16 protein-coding genes and 1 pseudogene are annotated in these 17,596 nt (G+C 63.2%); 12 read left to right on the top strand and 5 right to left on the bottom strand.

Going from position 1 to position 17,596, the window contains the following annotated elements; translation table 11 throughout:
- Positions 1-48 precede the first annotated feature (48 nt).
- Positions 49-224, bottom strand: a pseudogene (locus PQR27_RS28645) (ISKra4-like element ISBte2 family transposase); the annotation flags it as partial.
- 914 nt (positions 225-1,138) lie between these two features.
- Between PQR27_RS28645 and PQR27_RS28650 the strand changes: the two are divergent.
- Positions 1,139-1,441 (top strand): ArsR/SmtB family transcription factor, encoded by a 303-nt coding sequence (locus PQR27_RS28650; protein WP_408526960.1) that lies wholly within the window; start codon positions 1,139-1,141, stop codon positions 1,439-1,441.
- An 84-nt stretch (positions 1,442-1,525) separates the two neighbouring features.
- Positions 1,526-2,587: an alkene reductase gene (locus tag PQR27_RS28655; RefSeq protein ID WP_408526961.1), complete on the top strand. Its 1,062-nt coding sequence runs from the start codon at positions 1,526-1,528 to the stop codon at positions 2,585-2,587.
- 152 nt (positions 2,588-2,739) lie between these two features.
- Here the strand turns inward: PQR27_RS28655 and PQR27_RS28660 are convergent, their stop codons facing one another.
- Positions 2,740-3,267, bottom strand: coding sequence for a GNAT family N-acetyltransferase (locus tag PQR27_RS28660; protein WP_408526962.1), 528 nt, complete (start codon positions 3,265-3,267; stop codon positions 2,740-2,742).
- Between the two features lie 120 nt (positions 3,268-3,387).
- Here PQR27_RS28660 and PQR27_RS28665 point away from each other — a divergent pair, with 120 nt between their 5' ends.
- Positions 3,388-4,038, top strand: a complete 651-nt coding sequence (locus tag PQR27_RS28665; RefSeq protein ID WP_408528329.1) for a VTT domain-containing protein — start codon at positions 3,388-3,390, stop codon at positions 4,036-4,038.
- Positions 4,039-4,079: 41 nt separating this feature from the next.
- On the opposite strand, the gene PQR27_RS28670 is transcribed toward PQR27_RS28665, so the two are convergent.
- Positions 4,080-6,020: a hypothetical protein gene (locus PQR27_RS28670; protein WP_408526963.1), complete on the bottom strand. Its 1,941-nt coding sequence runs from the start codon at positions 6,018-6,020 to the stop codon at positions 4,080-4,082.
- Between the two features lie 398 nt (positions 6,021-6,418).
- Here PQR27_RS28670 and PQR27_RS28675 point away from each other — a divergent pair, with 398 nt between their 5' ends.
- The 6 genes from PQR27_RS28675 to PQR27_RS28700 all read left to right on the top strand — a co-directional run bounded on the left by PQR27_RS28675 (position 6,419) and on the right by PQR27_RS28700 (position 13,579).
- Entirely contained in the window at positions 6,419-7,687 is a 1,269-nt protein-coding gene (locus PQR27_RS28675; protein WP_408526964.1) for a TIR domain-containing protein, read from the top strand.
- 40 nt (positions 7,688-7,727) lie between these two features.
- Entirely contained in the window at positions 7,728-8,219 is a 492-nt protein-coding gene (locus PQR27_RS28680; RefSeq protein WP_408526965.1) for an RT0821/Lpp0805 family surface protein, read from the top strand.
- A 65-nt stretch (positions 8,220-8,284) separates the two neighbouring features.
- Entirely contained in the window at positions 8,285-9,016 is a 732-nt protein-coding gene (locus PQR27_RS28685) for a S1 family peptidase (RefSeq protein WP_408526966.1), read from the top strand.
- 145 nt (positions 9,017-9,161) lie between these two features.
- Positions 9,162-10,367 (top strand): multidrug effflux MFS transporter, encoded by a 1,206-nt coding sequence (locus PQR27_RS28690; protein ID WP_408526967.1) that lies wholly within the window; start codon positions 9,162-9,164, stop codon positions 10,365-10,367.
- 63 nt (positions 10,368-10,430) lie between these two features.
- Entirely contained in the window at positions 10,431-11,816 is a 1,386-nt protein-coding gene (locus PQR27_RS28695; protein ID WP_408526968.1) for a hypothetical protein, read from the top strand.
- Entirely contained in the window at positions 11,813-13,579 is a 1,767-nt protein-coding gene (locus PQR27_RS28700; protein WP_408526969.1) for a tetratricopeptide repeat-containing protein, read from the top strand. Before PQR27_RS28695 ends, PQR27_RS28700 begins: the two co-directional genes overlap by 4 nt.
- A gap of 36 nt (positions 13,580-13,615) precedes the next feature.
- On the opposite strand, the gene PQR27_RS28705 is transcribed toward PQR27_RS28700, so the two are convergent.
- Together PQR27_RS28705 and PQR27_RS28710 are read right to left on the bottom strand one after the other, a co-directional pair.
- Positions 13,616-14,077: a VOC family protein gene (locus tag PQR27_RS28705; protein WP_408526970.1), complete on the bottom strand. Its 462-nt coding sequence runs from the start codon at positions 14,075-14,077 to the stop codon at positions 13,616-13,618.
- 143 nt (positions 14,078-14,220) lie between these two features.
- Positions 14,221-15,597, bottom strand: coding sequence for an MFS transporter (locus tag PQR27_RS28710; RefSeq protein ID WP_408526971.1), 1,377 nt, complete (start codon positions 15,595-15,597; stop codon positions 14,221-14,223).
- 135 nt (positions 15,598-15,732) lie between these two features.
- On the opposite strand from PQR27_RS28710, the gene PQR27_RS28715 reads away from it, so the two are divergent.
- Genes PQR27_RS28715 through PQR27_RS28725 form a run of 3 tightly spaced genes read left to right on the top strand, consistent with a single transcriptional unit; the run spans position 15,733 to position 17,587 of the window.
- Positions 15,733-16,485 (top strand): ArsR/SmtB family transcription factor, encoded by a 753-nt coding sequence (locus PQR27_RS28715; protein ID WP_408526972.1) that lies wholly within the window; start codon positions 15,733-15,735, stop codon positions 16,483-16,485.
- Positions 16,486-16,539: 54 nt separating this feature from the next.
- Positions 16,540-16,998 (top strand): MarR family winged helix-turn-helix transcriptional regulator, encoded by a 459-nt coding sequence (locus PQR27_RS28720; protein ID WP_408526973.1) that lies wholly within the window; start codon positions 16,540-16,542, stop codon positions 16,996-16,998.
- Between the two features lie 16 nt (positions 16,999-17,014).
- Positions 17,015-17,587 carry an isochorismatase family protein gene (locus tag PQR27_RS28725; protein WP_408526974.1) on the top strand — a complete coding sequence of 191 codons (573 nt, stop codon included), beginning with the start codon at positions 17,015-17,017 and terminating at the stop codon, positions 17,585-17,587.
- The last annotated feature ends 9 nt before the right edge of the window (positions 17,588-17,596 follow it).

Below are 17,596 nucleotides of genomic sequence, written 5' to 3' on the forward strand. Positions count from 1 at the left end.
AATTGTATTCGGGAGCGTTAAAAACCTTGGGTTGTAACTCCGATGCTAGCCCGAACTGCTCCATTAACTCGGCTGCTTCGCGCGACAATGGTTTGCTTGGCGGCTTGTCTCGCAAGTCGTTCAACAAGGTCAGCGTTGATCACAGCACATCGGACCTGAGCAAGCAGATAAGCTCCGATCGGCGACCAGCGCATTCGCTGACGCTTGCACACCCTAGGCCGAATTCCGCTCCACGCGGACAAACCTGCCAAGACTTTCCGAAGACCGTACAATATTTCTGGCGGATTTAGTGGGACGCGCCAGTCGCGCGTCCGAGCAACGCGCACGAAAACAGCGGCAAAGATTCGACGGTGATTTGGCGCCGACGCCGCGGGGACTTGCATCGACTAGCCCGTGCACCAATTTTCCCGCTAGCCGAACCGAACCGCCGGTTCAGATCCGACAGCGCCCGACAGACGGACGTGCGAGCGGGCGTCACCGTCAGTGCCCGTTCAAGCTCGTCCAACAGTTCCGGCAGACTCACTCCCCCGGCTCTCTTTCGTGCGAACTTCCGCTTCTGCATAACGTCGGCTCCCTGTAGCTGTCGAGATACGCGCTGGCATCGCCGTCACCACAAATCCTCAAGATCCAGCGACATTTGCTTCTTCGTGTTTGCGCCAGGATACGCGATCCCGCGGATCAATTATGTCGAAAAAGCGCGTCGTCTCGACTGTTGTGACACCGCCGAAAAGAGGCAGTGCCTGCAGCAGGCGCTCATGCTGTCGGCGCGCGCTGTCGCCGGGCAGTCACTGAAAGATCACCGCGAGCAATCGTGGCATCAACGGCGATCAAAAGCATTTTCGCGGCGATTCGCTCCAATGACCTCGGTTCAGGCTGGCCGCCGCTTACGTCCGTCTGTGGCCAGTTCCCGCGCAGCATTTCATCTTGTGGAAGCGGAAGTGCGTTCTTTTTTGTGCGAAACAAAGCCACTGCGGGAAGTGCAGACTTATTTGTGCCTCCACAGCACCGTGCGTGCCCTTTGGAGTGCCCGTCACACATATCGTCAAATTACGATATATAATTCGTCCCGTAGCGATGCAGACACCCAGGCGCCAACCGGCGCTGCCTCTGCCGTTGCTCATGAACTGAACGCATCCAGATGACGATCGATATCGACGCGATCCACAAAGCGCTTGCCAACCCGGTGCGCCGGGAGATTCTCGGCTGGCTGCGGGAGCCGTACGCGCATTTCTCCGACCAGGACCTGCCGCTCGATTACGGCGTCTGCGCCGGCAAGATCGACGCGCGCTGCGGCCTGTCGCAGTCCACCGTGTCGGCGCATCTTGCCGCCTTGCAGCGCGCGGGGCTCGTCACGTCGAAACGGGTCGGTCAATGGGTGTTTTTCAAACGCAACGAGCCCGTCATCCAGGCGTTTCTTGCGCACATGAACAGCGAGCTCTGAGCACTTCATCCGCATCGCTTCGCTTCTTTCATCGCACTGTTTTTAAGGCTTGGGCCGCGTGCCCGCCACCAAAGGTGACCACTTATGCCGACTCTTTTTGACCCGCTCCAGATTGGCGACATCACGTTGTCCAACCGCATCATCATGGCGCCGCTGACGCGCCAGCGCGCCGAGGAAATCCGCGTGCCGAACGCGCTGATGGCGAAGTACTACGCCGAACGCGCCACGGCCGGCCTGATCATCAGCGAAGCCACCTCCGTGACGCCGCAAGGCGTGGGCTACGCCGAAACGCCGGGTATCTGGTCGCAGGAACAGGTCGAAGGCTGGAAGCTCGTCACTCAGGCCGTGCACGCCGCCGGCGGCAAGATCTTTCTGCAGTTGTGGCACGTCGGCCGTATCTCGGACCCGCTGTTCCTGAATGGCGAACTGCCGGTTGCGCCGAGCGCGATTCCCGCGCAAGGCCACGTGAGCCTCGTGCGTCCGGAGCGTGCCTACGTGACGCCGCGCGCTCTGGAACTCGATGAAATCGCCGGTGTGGTCGAGGCGTTCCGCAAAGGCGCCGCGAACGCGAAAGCCGCGGGTTTCGACGGCGTGGAAGTGCACGGCGCAAACGGCTATCTGCTCGACCAGTTCCTGCAGGACAGCACCAACAAGCGTACCGACGCCTACGGCGGCCCGATCGAAAACCGCGCCCGCCTGCTGCTCGAAATCACGGATGCCTGTATCGACGTGTGGGGCGCCAACCGCGTCGGCGTACATCTTGCGCCGCGCCGCGACGCGCACACCATGGGCGATTCCGATCCCGCCGGCACGTTCGGTTACGTGGCGCGCGAGTTCGGCAAGCGCAAGATTGCGTTCATCGCCGCACGCGAAGCACTCGGCGACGACCGTCTCGGCCCGCAACTGAAGAAGGCATTCGGCGGCCCATACATCGCAAACGAAAAATTCACCAGGGACACCGCGCAGCAGGTGCTCGACGCAGGTGAAGCGGATGCGGTAGCGTGGGGTCAGCTGTTCATCGCGAATCCGGACCTGGTGCGCCGCTTCGCAACGAATGCACCGTTGAACAAGCCGAATCCGGCAACGTACTATGCGCGCGGTGAAGCCGGTTACGTCGACTATCCGGCGCTGGAAACCGTGGAATAAGCTGATGGAATAGGCAGACGCAACTGGCGGGGAAACAGGCAGAAGCACACGCCACTGCTGTAGAACCGCCGGCTGCCAGAAGTACGCTGCCAAACAACGCGGCGGGTGTGACCGGAGCAACATCGGGCCGCACCCGCCGCGTTTTTCATACGTCAGCCAAGATCCCGTCGCATGAACACGCGCTTCGATTCGTCGAGCCCTCGAGCGATATGCGCGTCGCGCCGCTCGATCAACACCGGATCGAGTTCAGCTTCCTCGATATCGCGAAAGCCGAGCCGCCGATAGTACGGCGCGTTCCACGGCACCTCGCGAAACGTCGACAAAATGAGTTGCGTCACCTGCTGCGCGAGCGCGAGTTGCGCGACCTTCTCGAGCAACGCCGCGCCGATACGCTGCCCGGCATACGTCGTGAGCACGTCGAGTTCCTGCACATAGAATCGCGCGGGCTGCGGCTCGAACATCACGAACCCCACACACGTCTCGTCGGCATTCACAGCGACAACAATCTGCCGCGCGGCGATCTTGCGGTTGACGAGTTCGATCTCCATCGACGGGGCGTCGGCGATACCCGTCATGTCGACGCTGACGAAGCGTTGCGCCGCCTCGAATTCGATCGAACGGATGGTCTGCGCATCGTGCGGCTCGGCAAAACGGAATGTCACGGTAGAGGCGTGTTGCATAGGCAGGCGACAGCAAGCGGAAACAAAGTCCCGATATTGACATCATCGAGGTGAAATAAACAGGTGGCCGCGCCGCCGCGGGACTACACTCCTGAACACCTGAATTTTCCTTCGACCATGATGGATCTGATGCATGTGCTGCAGGTCGCCCTGCACTTCGACCAGCACCTGAGCGGCCTGATCGTGCAATACGGCACTGCCGTCTATGCGCTGCTGTTTCTCGTCGTGTTCGTGGAAATCGGCTTTCTGCCACTCTTCTTTCTGCCCGGCGATCCACTGATTTTCATTTGCGGCGGGCTCGCCGCCACCGGCGCGCTGAATGTGTGGCTGGTGATCCCGGTGCTGTTCGCCGCCACGGTGGCGGGCAGCATCGTCTGTTATGCGATTGGCCGCGCGATCGGCGAAAAAGTGTATACCGCGGACTATCGCTGGCTCGACAAGAATGCGCTGCGCAAAGCGCACGCGTTTTACGAGGCGCGCGGCGGCCTGACCTTTCTGCTCTCGCCGTTTATTGCCGTCGTGCGCACCTTCGCGCCGTTTGTCGCCGGCGTGTCGCGCATGACCTTTGCGCGATTCGTTTCGTTCGTCACGGCCGGTGCCGCATTGTGGATCGTCTCGCTGGTGGCGGCCGGCTATCTGTTCGGCAACGTGCCGCTGGTGCGCGATCATATGAGTTCGATCGTGCTGCTTGGCGTGGGGCTCGGCGTCGGGTCGCTGGTGGTGAGCGCACTGTGGCGCTTCATCAACCGGCGGCTGCGCGCTGGTTCGTGATATCTGTCTGCTTGCGGGTTGCCGGCGCGGCGCCCAGCGCGCTAGACCACTTCCGATTCCTTCACCTCGAAAATCTCCGCCCACGCGCGCGAATCGTCCTGCATGATATTCGCGCTCTTCTGCACCGCCAGTCGCAATGATTTGCTGGTGAGACGGTCGCCCGTGAGTCTTTCGATGTTCGCCTTCTCCACGGCAAGCAACCCGATCAGGCGTGCCGAACGATGAACCACGATCTCGAACTCGGCCTGATTGCGGATGCCGAAGCTCGCCGCTCCCAGCGCGGGTAAAGCACCCGCAAAAAATCCCAAAAAGGCGCCAGGAGAAAGACTCGCCAACCAGACCGGGCAGTCAGCGAGGAACACACTTTCTACCCAGACCACCCAGGCAATCGGCAATAGGTGCAATACAATTTCGATCACCACTGCGGCCATGGTCAACTTGAAAACACGGACACTAAACCTTCGCAGACGTTTGCTTATCGTTGCATTGCGCCGCACCGTCGCTTCGTTGTACGCAAGCTGATCGCTCAATCTCTGTTTGACTGCCCAGTCGCGGATCTCTGAAAGGTACGCCGCGTCATAGCGCGCGCCGACTATCCCCACCGACCGCGTAACCGCTGCGGCGAACCAGGGCACCCAGCCGCGCATTGGATGAATCTCGCTGTTGCGATTCATACAGCCACACGGCTCCGAGCCTCCAAGGGTCGCCAGTAGATCCGCCTGTCGAAAATGTTCCGCGAGTGTTCGGTAATCGAGCCATCGCTCCCGCCAGCGGCATCGCGAGTCCGCCACCACGAGCAAGGCAACACAGCCGAGGGCCGCCAGTTCCGCGCCAGTGGCCAAAGCGTCGAGTTCCGGCTGGTCGAATTTCACGCCTCTGATAGACAGCGCCATAAACGCGGCGAAGAGCGATATCGAACCGAGAATATAGATCAGCACAAAGGCGCTTCGATGTATGTTGGCGTAGTGCGTGGCCAACGCATCGGCCCTCTGGAAGTGTGCGACGTAGGTCACGGCCGCCTGACTGCCCGCGCTTGCCGGCTGCTTCAGTTCAGAGGCGTTGACCGGCGAGGCGCCCCCCAACCATCGTTGCAGGCGCGGAAACACGCCGCCCAACCACGCTACGAGTCTTGGCTTCAACCCGGACCAGGACAGTTCCATTTGATCGGCATAGGCGCTTTCCGGTTCGTCCACATACTCCGCAACAGCCCTGGGATGATGACGGGTGCTGGTGGGGTTCGTCGAACCGGTCCGCCATGCCGGCAACACGATCTGGCGAACCAGCGCTTCAAGCGTCAGGCTGTCTTCAGCCTCGCCGCACGATGGGTCCAGCCGCAGTTTGACGGCATGCGGCGCGACCGAATGGATATGAACGACCGGCAGACCCAGCCTCAGCGCTGTTTCCACGATCTCGCCCGTGCCGCCTTCTCCGGCCGCTTCGAGACCGTCCCAGATCGCAATCAGCACGTCGGAATGCCGCAGAACGAAGTGCCCTGCTTCGAAATAGGCTGCGCCTTCCACTTCGCGGCGGCCGTCGAGTTCGACCACCTCGTCGATCGCTTTCGCGCATGCCAGCAGGCTGCGGAACTCATCGACACTGTCGGCGAAGTCTTTTTCGTATTCGTGCTGCGGGAAAGGCAGCGACGCCGAAAGCAACCACTGTCGCGCGACAGCCTGCCGGGCGACCACCCGGTCCGCGCCCGCCGCCAGCGGCGAAATAACCCGCAGAACTGGCTTGTCGTCCGCATATAGCGGATGCAACGTGCCATCGCTGGCGAGCCCGTGCATGGTGGCGCCGATCGTATCGAGGATCTTGCCGACCGCCTGGTCGAGCAGCGCGAGATCGGCTGCGGGGAACGTGCGATGTCCGGTGACGCCGACACGCAGGCCTGGCGCCGGGCGGCCGGCGCTCGCCCGCGCATTCGCCATGCTCCCAGGCGTGACGCCCAGTTCACCTTGCGCAACCGCTTCGCACTCCGCCATTTCTTCGCCTCCGGCACAAAAAGGCGCCATCGCGCCCCGGCCGGTGCCGGCTGCCACGACGGCCAGGATTCCCCGCAAAGCTGACAACAAGATTGCTAATGCGTATTTAGTCGGCGCAATTCTGTTTGCGTATGTGCGGTGCGCCATATCCGGGCCCATTACGGGCGCATTCCGCGTCGATTAAGCCGGGCCGTAAGTTCCGCTGGATTGAGTCGTCAATGATTGCGACTGTACGTTAGCGTACATACTGGAAAAGCCGCTCACAGAGAATAAGGAGCGGTATCGCGTCTGTAGGTTTTCGCGGATGTGCACCAGCATGAAAAGAAATCGACACGTCCGGGCGCCAGGCCCGATTCCGCTGCCATGCAAGATCGGAGTAGTCGTACGGATTTTTACCCATGGGCTACGACGCATTCATCAGCTTCTCCTCCAAGGACAGCATCGCGGCAGACAAGCTCAGACATGGGCTGGAGTTGCGCGGCCTGTCCTGCTGGATCTCGTCGCGCGACGTGGCGCCGGGTGCCGACTTCGCGGACTCGATCGTGAAGGCGCTCGAGACCTCTAGCGTGATGGTGCTGGTCTTTTCCGCCAACGCCAATAACTCCGACGAAGTCAAAAAAGAGCTGGTGCTCGCAGGCGAATACAAGATGCCCGTGATGCCCGTGCGCATTGAAAACGTCCTGCCCTCCGGGGCTTTTCGCTATCAACTGACGATTCGGCAATACCTCGATCTATTCGAAGACTGGGACACGAACCTCGCGAAGCTGGCCGAGCAGGTCAAGCTGATGGTCGCGAGCCGTGTCGCGTTCATGGGCAGCCCGTCTGCCGATCCAAAGCCGTCGGGAGCAGACGCGGCTCAGGCGCGTGAGCAGCAGGCGCCGCAATCGGCGGCCCGTTCCTCGCCTGCGGGTCAAATGGGTATGCCGGGGCAGTCCGTTTCGACCGCGATTGCTCTCCCGCGAACCGTGCCAATGCGTCGCCCCTCGCGCATCGTTCCTGTTGCGGCTGGCGTATGCGTCGCGTTGGCGATTGCCGGGTTCGTCGCAATGCGGTACGCAGGGCACTCCGATTCCACGCCTGCGCCCGCCATTTCCCAGGCGCCGACGCCCGCTCCGACGCCCGCGCCCGCCGTTGCGCAATCGCCGACGCCCGCTCCGACACCTGCGCCCGCTCCGACGCCCGCGCCCGCCGTTGCCCAAACGCCGACGCCAGCACCGACACCAACACCAACGCCCACATCCGCGCCTGTTCCCTCGCTTGCGAACAACACGAACAACACGAACACCGCCACCCAGCCCAACACCCCGATCACCCCGCCCGCTGCCAGCAACACAGTCCAGCCCGCGAAACCCGATCTCGACGGTCACGTCGATCAGGTGCTCGACTCCGGCGCGCTGATCGTGTCCGGAAAGATCGTCAATCTGTTCGCGATTCGCGGCGACGACGGGCGGCCCGCGCAGGCCATGCGCCGCTATCTGAAGAGTCAGGGCAGCCACGTCGAATGTTTCGCCAAAGGCACCGCGTACCAGTGTCTGGCAAATGGCGAAGACGTCGCCGAGCATGCCGTGCGCAACGGCTGGGCACGCACGCGTGACGGCGCGCCCGCCGACTATGCAGCCGCCGAACAGGAAGCAAGGCGCGCACACGCCGGGGTATGGGCAATGTAGCGAATCTGGCGCTAGCGTCGGATAAAAGAGGAGATACGTAATGAATAACTGGCTCTTGGTAATCGCCTGCACCGTTGTGTCCGGCGCCGTGTTGACCGGTTGCGCGGACAGCAACGGCTCCGGTGGCATGAACAAAACGACTGGCGGCGCATTGATCGGCGCGGGCGCGGGCGCCACGCTCGGCGGCCTGTTCGGCCACGGCAGCGCGGGTGCGATCGTCGCGGGCGGGCTCGCGGGTGGTCTGCTTGGCGGCGTGATCGGTCACGAACTCGATGAGCGCGACCGCGAGGCGCGCGCCGCCGCCTTGCAACAGGCGCTGCAGACCTCACAGGACAACCATCCGAAGCCGTGGCACAACCCGAAGACCGGCAACTCAGGGGCGATCAAGCCGCTGAACGGCTATACGAAATCGGCGAACGCACAGACCTGCCGGCAATTTAGCGAGACGTACACGAAGGAAGGCAAGACCTACGAGCAGACGTCGCGCGCGTGCCGGGATGCGAATGGCGAGTGGAAGCTGGCGAACCAGTAGCGCAGGCATGAAGGGTGGACGGCAAAAGTCCACCGTCACGCCACGGAACGTGCAGGACGCGAACGATGAAACGACGCACGGCGCGCCGGCACCGGCGCATGGATCGACACGGTCACGCCACGCTGCGGATGGCCGTCGGGATGATGATGATCACGTGCTGCATCGCGCCCAGCGGCGCCGCCGCGCAAGCGGATTCACCCAGGCTCCTGCGCAGCGGCACGGCATTTTTCGTCACACACACCGGCAATATGCTGACGAGCGCGCATGTCGTGCGCGGCTGCAAGGCGATCGTCGTGTGGCCGCGCAGTGAGGCCGGCTTGCCGGCTTCGCTGATCCTCATCGACGACCGACTGGACGTCGCGCTGCTCGCCACGCGGCACGCCGTCGACGCGATCGCAGTGCCCGCAGTGCGGCCCGTGGCGGCCGGCGCGCCGGTGTATACGATCGGCTTCGGCCTGACGCCATCGTCGCCGCGCGTGCCGGTGTACACGCGCGGCTACGCCGAGGGCGTCGCCTACGTGAACGGCCACCGCTTGCTGGTGCTGCACGCCGAACTCCGTGAAGGCAACAGCGGCGGTCCGGTGATCGACGCTAGCGGCCGGCTCGCCGGGATGATCGTCGGGCGCTATACCGACGCGCCGGGATCCAGCGTGGCGGTGCGCGCCGAGGATCTCGCCAGTCTGGCCGGCATGGTGCCGGACCGTGGCGCGCGCCCAGCGCAACCGCGTGGCGGAGGAAACTGGCGCTCCCGGCTCGAAAGAATCGCAGCGCTGGTTCAATGCATCGACGACAGCTAAACGCTGTGCCGCGCGAGTCCGTGTGCTGTCGAACAGCCGAGACCAAGACGCGCCCGTACGATAAAAACCGCCGGATCACGGCAAGCCGCCCCGCTTACGACACCTGCCGGCGAAGTCCGGATTGAGCGGTCCACTGGAGTTCGCCATGGACAATCTTCAAGACCTGCGCGTCGACCCGACGCCCGATCTGAAGTATCTGCTCGGGTTCATCATCGCGATTGGCCCGGTATCGGTGGACATGTATCTGCCCGCCGCGTCCGCGATTGCGCAGGAGTTCGGCCGCTCGACGCCGCAACTCACGCTCGCCGCCTACTTCGCCGGCTTCGCAGTCGGCCAGTTGACCCAGGGGTTGATCTCGGACCGCTTCGGACGGCGCGCGCCGCTTGCTGCCGGCCTCACGATCTACACACTCGCATCGATCTGCTGCGCCCTCGCGCAAGGCACGACGAGCTTCTGCGTGTTCCGGGCGCTCGCGGCCTTCGGCGCCGCGGCCTCGATCGTGGTGCCGCGCGCGATGGTCCGCGATATCGCCGACGGCGCGAAAGCCGCCGCGCTGATGTCCGGCGTCATGCAGGTCATGTCGGTCGCGCCGGTCGTCGCGCCGGTACTCGGCAGCCTCGTGCTGGAGGTCGCCAACTGGCGAATGATCTTTGTCGTCGCGGCACTGTATGGCGCGGTGAGCCTCGTGCTGCTGTTCTATTTCCTCCCGGAGACGTTGCCGCCCGAGCGGCGTTTGTCGATCGACGTCATCGCGTCGCTGCGACTCTTTCGCGGCGTACTACGCGACCGGCAGTTTCTCTCGAACGCGCTGGTCGGCACCTGCGGCATGGGCGCGCTGTTCGCATTTCTCGCCGGCTCGCCCACCGTGTTCATGACGCAGTACGGCTATACGCCGACTGCCTACGGTCTCATTCTCGCGTTGATCGGCGTCGCGACGGTCGGCTTCTTTCGCCTCAATACGCGGCTCGTGCAACGGCGCGGCGCAGCACGGGTGATCAGTCTGGGCGTTGTGATCTGGCTGGCCGCGAGCGGCTATCTGATGGCGTGCGGCTTGCGGCCGCCGCTGCACGCGTGGCCTGTGTTCGTCGCGTTGCTGGTGTTCACGCTCGGATACTGCTTTATCCCATCGAACACGCAGGTCGGTGCGTTGTCGCGGCACGCCGGTCACGCCGCCAGTGCAACAGCGCTCATGAGCACGATGCAATATTCGGGTGGGGCTGTCACCGGCGCGCTGGTGGGCAAACTCGCGGACGGCACGGCCAGACCGATGGCGGCCGTGATGCTGGGTTGCGCGCTCGCGGCCGCGATCGCGGCCAGCCTCAGACCACGTATCGTCTCGCAACACGTCTGACCGATCGAGGCCGTACACGTCCGTCAGCACGAACAACACTATCAGCACGATAACAAGGGGAACATGATGATGCGCCGGCTGCTGGTACTCTCCGCCCTACTCTGTCCGCTGCTCGCGGCCTGTTCGCTCGAGCCGATCATCAACCATCAGGTCGTCGATTATTTCGAAGCCAACGACATCGCGTCGAATCAGGTGATCCTGCAGAACATCCTGCGGGCGAAGGACGGCGCGCCGCTGCACTTCAGCGAGCTCGCGAGCATTCGCGGGTCGCTGTCGAACGGCGCGTCCGTGTTGGCGACCTTTCCGTTCATGGCGCCCGATCACGCCACGACCTTGCCACGCAAACTCGGCACCGTCGGCATGACCATCTCCAGTTCGCCGAGCTTCGATATCGACAGTCTGGATACGCAGGACTTCACGAACGGTGTGATGCGACCCATCACGCCCGAGACCGCACAGTTCTTTCTGAACGAAGGCATCGATTACAGAATGGTGCTGCTGTTGCTGGTTTCCGGCCTGCGCTCGGGGGGCAGCTCCGAAATGCTGTTGAACGCGCCGAACAGCTCGCGCGTGGTGTGTTACCACGAGCTGCCTGGCCTGAACGCGCTGCCGACCCATTACTCGATCATCGAAGCCGACGAGCCTTGCGACGGCAAGTCGGAGCCCGAGTTTTACGCATTCCTGCGCAACATCAACAATCTGGGACGGCTCTATCCGCTGAGCGTCACGCAGACGCCGAGGCCCGTCGGCGAACCGTTCGAGCTCGACATGCGCCGCGACCTGACGGCGGTCGCCAGCATCGATCCGAACCGCTATTCGCTCGCCGCCCTTAAAAAGGGCAAATATCAGCTGATGAGCGCGGCGCACGGCAGCTACGTGGTCCTGTGCCGCGACGTCTCGGACCACCCTGCTGTCGCCGGCGTGCTGGCCACCGAACGTGACGAATCGACGTCGGTCCCAACCGACGCGTGTTCGCGCAAACACGGCGGCGCCGCCGATCACAGTGCGTCCAGCGATCAGGCAGGCACCACGCCGCAGACAGTGATCGGCGAACAGCCCAATACCGTCGTATTCAAGCTGCGCTCGACGCTCGAAGTGATTCAGTACATCGGGCAGATTCTCGCGTTGCAGCAGGAGGAAACGGAGGAGAATCCGCAACTGCCGGAGCGTTGCGTGACCCTGGAATACGAGGACTACAAGGGCGGCAATACAACCTGCAACTTCGGCGTGCTGTTCCATTTGCAGAGAACAAGCGCCGCCCTCAGTTCGCCGCTCAATACGGTCTACTACAACGGCGTGAGCTGGTCGCTGCCCGCGCCGAAAGTCTGCAGATCGCCGGTGCGCTGCGATCACACGCTCGAAACCATCTCCGTCATTTCGCTGCTGCTCAACCAGAACAAATCCTCGAAGGACATCGCGAAAACGCAGGCCGTGCAGGTGGTTCCATGACGCCATCCGTCACGGAAAGCGCAGACCCGTTGACGTCGAGCGTCGCGCAGTGGCTGGAGCGTATTCAGCGCGCGAACGGCAATGAAGGCAACTATCTCGCCGCGTACGACCTCTGCATGAAAGCGCTCGCAGCGTGGCCGGACGCGATGATATTCGAGCATCAGGCGATCCTCGCGCTCGCGCGGGCAGGCGCGCTCAACCGTGCGCTCGAGCGCTACCGCAGACTCGATGAAGCCGGCCGGCTCGCCGCGCTCACCGACCTCGATCTGGCGGCGGAATTCGCTGGCCTGTTTGGCCGTTTGCTGAAGGACTGCGCCGCCGGCAGTTCCATCGAAGATGCGAAAAAACACCGGCTGGGATCGGCAATCGCCTATGCGAATGCGTTCGAACGGCTCGGCAAGTACTATCTCGCCATCAATGCCGCATCGATGTATCTGTCACGTGGCAAGTCCGCCAAGGCGCGCCACTACGCGCAAGTCGCGCTCGACCTGGCCGCCGCGCAACCCGATCAGGATTACTGGTCGCATGTCACGCAGGCGGAGGCCTCGCTGATCCTCGGACACTTCGACGTCGCGATCGAGATGTTGAAGGCCGCCGCCAACGACCGGCTTACGATCATCGCCACCACCGGCGCGGAAAATCTCGACGCCGTGGCGAGCACGCGCCGTCAACTGACATGGGTTGCCAGCCTCACGCATGCACCCGCGGACGTCGTCGATCATCTGCCGAAGCCCCGCGTGCTCAACTGGATCTCGCGGCCGGATGTGCTGCTGTCGCACAACCCGTTTGTTTTCGCGTCCGGGCAGACTGTCATTGCGTTCGGTCCGTTGATGTCCACTGCCGATCTGCTGATCGCCAACGCCTTGCTCGAAGTCGGCGCGAATGTGCATCTGGTACTGCCGTGCGAGCCCGATTCGCTCGCAACACGAACCTTTGTGAACCAGTCCGAGTCGCTGGACATGCTGGCCCGTGTCCTTGCTAGCGAGCGCGTGCGCGTGACGCTCGTCACCAAGGAAGGTTCGCCCGACGAGCCCGCGGGCGCGCTTCTGTGTCAACAGCAGGCGCGCGGCCTCGCGCTGCTGCGAGGGCATAGCCTCGTGGTCGACCCGGAGCTGTTCATGTGCGGCGACGGCACGATCTCGTTCGGCGCGATTCCTTCCGGCAACCGGGACATCGCCGGGATTGCACTGCCCGGCGGCTCGCGAACGAATGGGGTTCGCAAGCCGCACGCCATCGTGTTTGGCGACGTGCGCGGCTTCAGTATGTTGAACGAGGCGGAACAACTGACGTTTCTGGAGCACGTGATCGGCGGATTCGCCAACGCCCTTCAGGCGTGCGACGGCGTCGAATACGCCGAAACCGCCGGCGACGGTCTGTTCATCGTGCTATCGGACGTGATGGCCGCGATCGACTGCTGCTTCAGGCTTCAGAAAGTGCTGCGCCCGGAGAAGACGGCCAGGCTCGGCTTGCCTGCTCATCTGGGTATCCGCCTGAGCGCGCATGTCGGACCACTTTACCGGCGTTACGACAAGGTGATTCACCGGCATAAATTTGTCGGGATGGAAGTTGTGCGCACAGCCCGCATCGAGCCCGTGACGCCCGTGGGTGAGATCTTCGTCACCGAACAGTTTGCGGCCGCGCTAGCTTTCACGACACGCGATGCTTACGTCTGCGAATACGCCGGCATGCAGCCAATGGCGAAGAACTTTGGCGAATGCCGGATGTATTCGTTGCGACGCGCGGGGCGGCATTTTCCTGCGTAACGGGCGGCGCGAGTGTTCAAACGCCCGCTTGATGCGCTACACCCAGCCTTCGATTTTCAGGCCGCTCACCCGCTCGGCTTCCTCGCGCGATACCTCGCGAACCGTCTGGCCGAAGCTCCACACGTGGCCCTCGGGATCACGCGCCGCATACACACGGTCGCCGTAAAACTGATCCGCCGGTTCGCGCGTAATCACGGCGCCCGCGGCACGCGCGCGGGCACAATGTTCGTCGATGCCCTCACGCAGTTGCACATGCACCGACTGCGTGTTCTTGCCGCCAAGCGACGCCGGGCTTGCTGAATCCTCCGACACTTCGCGGCAGACCATCAGATAGCTGTCGCCGAAACGCATTTCCGAATGACCCAGTTGGCCGTCGTTGTCCGTGACGACCAACTGCCGCTTGAAGCCGAACGCCTTCTCGAGCCAGTCGAGCGCGGCAAACGGGTCTTTGTAAAACACCGCCGCACCCAGCGAAGGACGATGAAACGAATCGCTCATTGCAAGCTCCCTTGGCTAAAACCCTTCGGTTGATACCAAACACTAAAGCGGAACAAACCGGAATGGCAAGCAATGAGAGCGACGCTACGAAAGAACGTAGCGACACCCAACGTCTATACCGAGTCCAAAAAAAGCGGCAAATCCTACGCGGTCTCACGTGCTTCGCGCGCGGCCAAAGCCAATGCAATGCTCCAGGCCAGCGCCGCGAGTAGCGACAGGCCCGTTGCCAGATAGACCGCCGCGCGAATCCCGGCCTCGTGTGGCTGGATCGCGCTCATCAACGCGCCGAAAATCGCGACCCCGAACGCGGAACCGGTTTGCCGGCTGGCGTTCAGCACGCCTGCTGCGACGCCTGCACGCGCCTTGTCCACCGTCGTCATTAACGCAGCGGTTGCCGCGGGCGTAATCGCACCCGCGGCAAAGCCGATCGCGGGAAAACACAACGCGATCCACCAATAGGGCGCGTTGCCCGCCAGTGCGAGCAACCCCGCGAAACCCAGCGCGTAGAGCAGGAAGCCCCCGCTCACGAGCCGCTGCGCGCCATATGTCCGGTTCAATGCCGCCGATGCAAAGCTGCCAATGGTCACCATCGCGGTCAGCGGCAGGAATGCCAAACCAGTCTGCAACGGCGCCCACCCGCGAGCAGACTGGAAATACAGACTCAGCAGAAAGAACAGCCCATAGAAAATCAGGCCCGAGACCAACGAAGCAAATGCCGACGCGGAAAATACCGGACTCCGAAACAAAGCCAAAGGCAGCATCGGCTGCTTGTGTTTTGTTTCGACCCAGGCGAACGCGATCCACGCGGCGATAGCGACTGCAGCGCCGGCCTGCAGGATGCGCGCATGCCATCCCAGCTTCGCCGTCTCGATCAGCACCGCCACCGACACGCCAAGCGCGACGATGGCGAGGATCTGACCCGCCACATCCATGGGCCGGCCCGCTGAGCCCGCCCTGCCCGACTCAACGCGCGTGGTGAGCCATGCGGCCGCCAGCGCGAGCGGCACGTTCACGAGAAAAATGCTCCGCCAGCCCAGCAGATGAATCAGCAGACCGCCGGCGAGCGGCCCAGCCGCCATCGCGATACCCCCGCATCCGGCCCACACGCCAATTGCGCCGGCCCGCTGCTGGGCAAGGGGAAAAGCGCCGTTGATCAGCATGAGTGAACAAGGCACGAGCAGTGCAGCACCGACGCCCTGCAAGACCCGCGCAACCACGAGCATCGGCAGATCGATTGCCAACCCGCATAGCGCCGATGCGCAGGCAAAGATCAGCAAACCGGCGAGATAGACCCTTTTTGCGCCGATGCGATCGCCTAATGCGCCCCCACTCAGCAGCAGGCTGGCGAAGCTCAGCGTGTAAGCGTTGACCACCCATTGCAGACCCGTGATATCCGCGCCGAAACTCGCCGCGACAGGCGCGAGCGCGACATTCACGATCGATGTATCGAGTATGACAATCACGTAACTGAGGCTCGTCGCCATCAATACCCGCTTTTGATATCGGCTTTCGTCAGTCATCCGTGATGGATCCCTTGAGCAGTTCGGTTTGACTATAAGGCGGCCCGCGCCGAGAATGCTTCGAGGCGTATCGAAGTATGCATTCGAGCTGATGAGCGGCAGCCAGACCGCCTGAACGCTGGAGATTGATGGCAGATGGGCCAGCACACTATCGCGACCGTTGCGCATCTCATCGCCGAACCGGTTCGCGCCACGATCCTGATCACACTGGCCGACGGCGGCGCGATGTCGGCGAGCGCGCTTGCTGAAGCAGCAGGCGTGACCGCGCAAACCGCCAGTTCGCACCTCGCCAAGCTGCTGGACGGCGGCCTGCTGAGCGTCGAAAGCGCGGGGCGTCATCGTTACTACCGGCTCGCCGGCGCGCACGTTTCCCATCTGCTCGAAAGCCTCGCCTCAGTCGGGCCGGTCACACCGGCCTGGCGCAAAACGCCGAACCGCTCGGCGCGCGAGCTTCGTTTCGCGCGCTGCTGCTACGACCACCTCGCAGGACAGATCGGGGTCGCGGTGACGCAAAGCATGCTCGAGCGAGGTTTCGTGATCGGGGCACCCGAGCGTCAATACGCGCTCACGGTTGCGGGTCGCGAATGGCTGCAGCAACTCGGCATCGACATCGGCGATCCCGCCTTCGACGAAACCGGACACGCGCGCCAGTGTCTCGACTGGACCGAGCGGCAATACCACCTTGCAGGCCCGCTAGGCGCACGGCTGATGGACGCTTTCGTTGCGTGGGACTGGATGCGTAAATCGCCCGCTGGGCGCTCGGTGAGTATCACGACGCATGGGTGGGCCGCGCTCAAGGACCATTTCGGCATCACCCGCAATGCTGGCGACGGCGCCCTTCTGCGCCGCCAAACCGACCCTGAATCCCCGCCAGCGGCGTCAATTTGACCGCCGCCAGATATGAAGGTAACCTTAGCAGGTAGCCTTCATATCTGAACGGACATGTCCAGCAACACCTCCCCGCCCGAATTCGACCCTGACGCGGTGCACGCCATGGCCGAAGACATTCGTGTCCTGATCGGCAAGTTGCGCCGCCGCTTGCGCGAAGAAGCGCACGTAGGCGATTTCACGCCGTCGCAGGTGCAAGTGCTTGGCCTGCTGGAACGCGAAGGTCCCGCCACCGTCACCACACTCGCGCGGGCCCAGGGCGTGCGTCCACAGTCGATGGGCGAGACTCTCTCCGTGCTGAAAGCGGCCGGCCTCGTCAGCGGCGCGCCTGATCCGAACGACGGCCGGCAAACCGTGCTTTCCCTCACGCCCGCCTTCCGCAAGAAGGTCAAGGTCAGCCGCACGGCACGCGAAGACTGGCTGTTCCGTACCATTCAGACCCGACTCGCGCCCGCCGAGCAGGCGCAACTCGCGACCGGCGTGGACTTGCTCAAACGCCTCATCGATATCTGATCCGCAGGAGAACACCATGGCACTCACCACACTCGACGCGAAGACCGCGCTCATCGTGATCGACTTGCAGCAGGGCATCGTCGCATTGCCCACGGCTCATCCCACTGGCGAAGTCGTGCAGCGCGCGCGCGTGCTCGCGGACGCGTTCCGCCAGCGCGGTCTGCCCGTGGTGCTAGTCAACGTCGCAGCCGGCGCACCGGGCCGCACGGAACAACAGCCGCGCGGCCACGGCGATTTCCCTGCCGGATTTGCCGATCTGGTACCCGAACTGAACCAGCAGCCGTCGGACCACGTGGTGACCAAGCGCACCTGGGGCGCGTTCACCAACACGGATCTTGAAGCGTATCTGCGCGAGCAAGGCGTCACCCAGGTGGTGATCGTCGGCGTGGCGACCAGCATTGGCGTCGAGTCGACCGCGCGTTACGCGAACGAACTCGGCCTTAACGTCACGCTCGCCGTCGACGCCATGACCGATCTGAACGCCGACGCGCACGCCAACAGCATCGCGCGCATCTTCCCGCGCCTCGGTGAAACCGGCACGACGCAGGACGTGCTCGACCTGCTCGAAAACGAAAACACACGCGCATGAGCCCTCGTT

Source organism: Paraburkholderia fungorum (assembly GCF_046027215.1).
Taxonomy (GTDB): domain Bacteria; phylum Pseudomonadota; class Gammaproteobacteria; order Burkholderiales; family Burkholderiaceae; genus Paraburkholderia; species Paraburkholderia fungorum_D.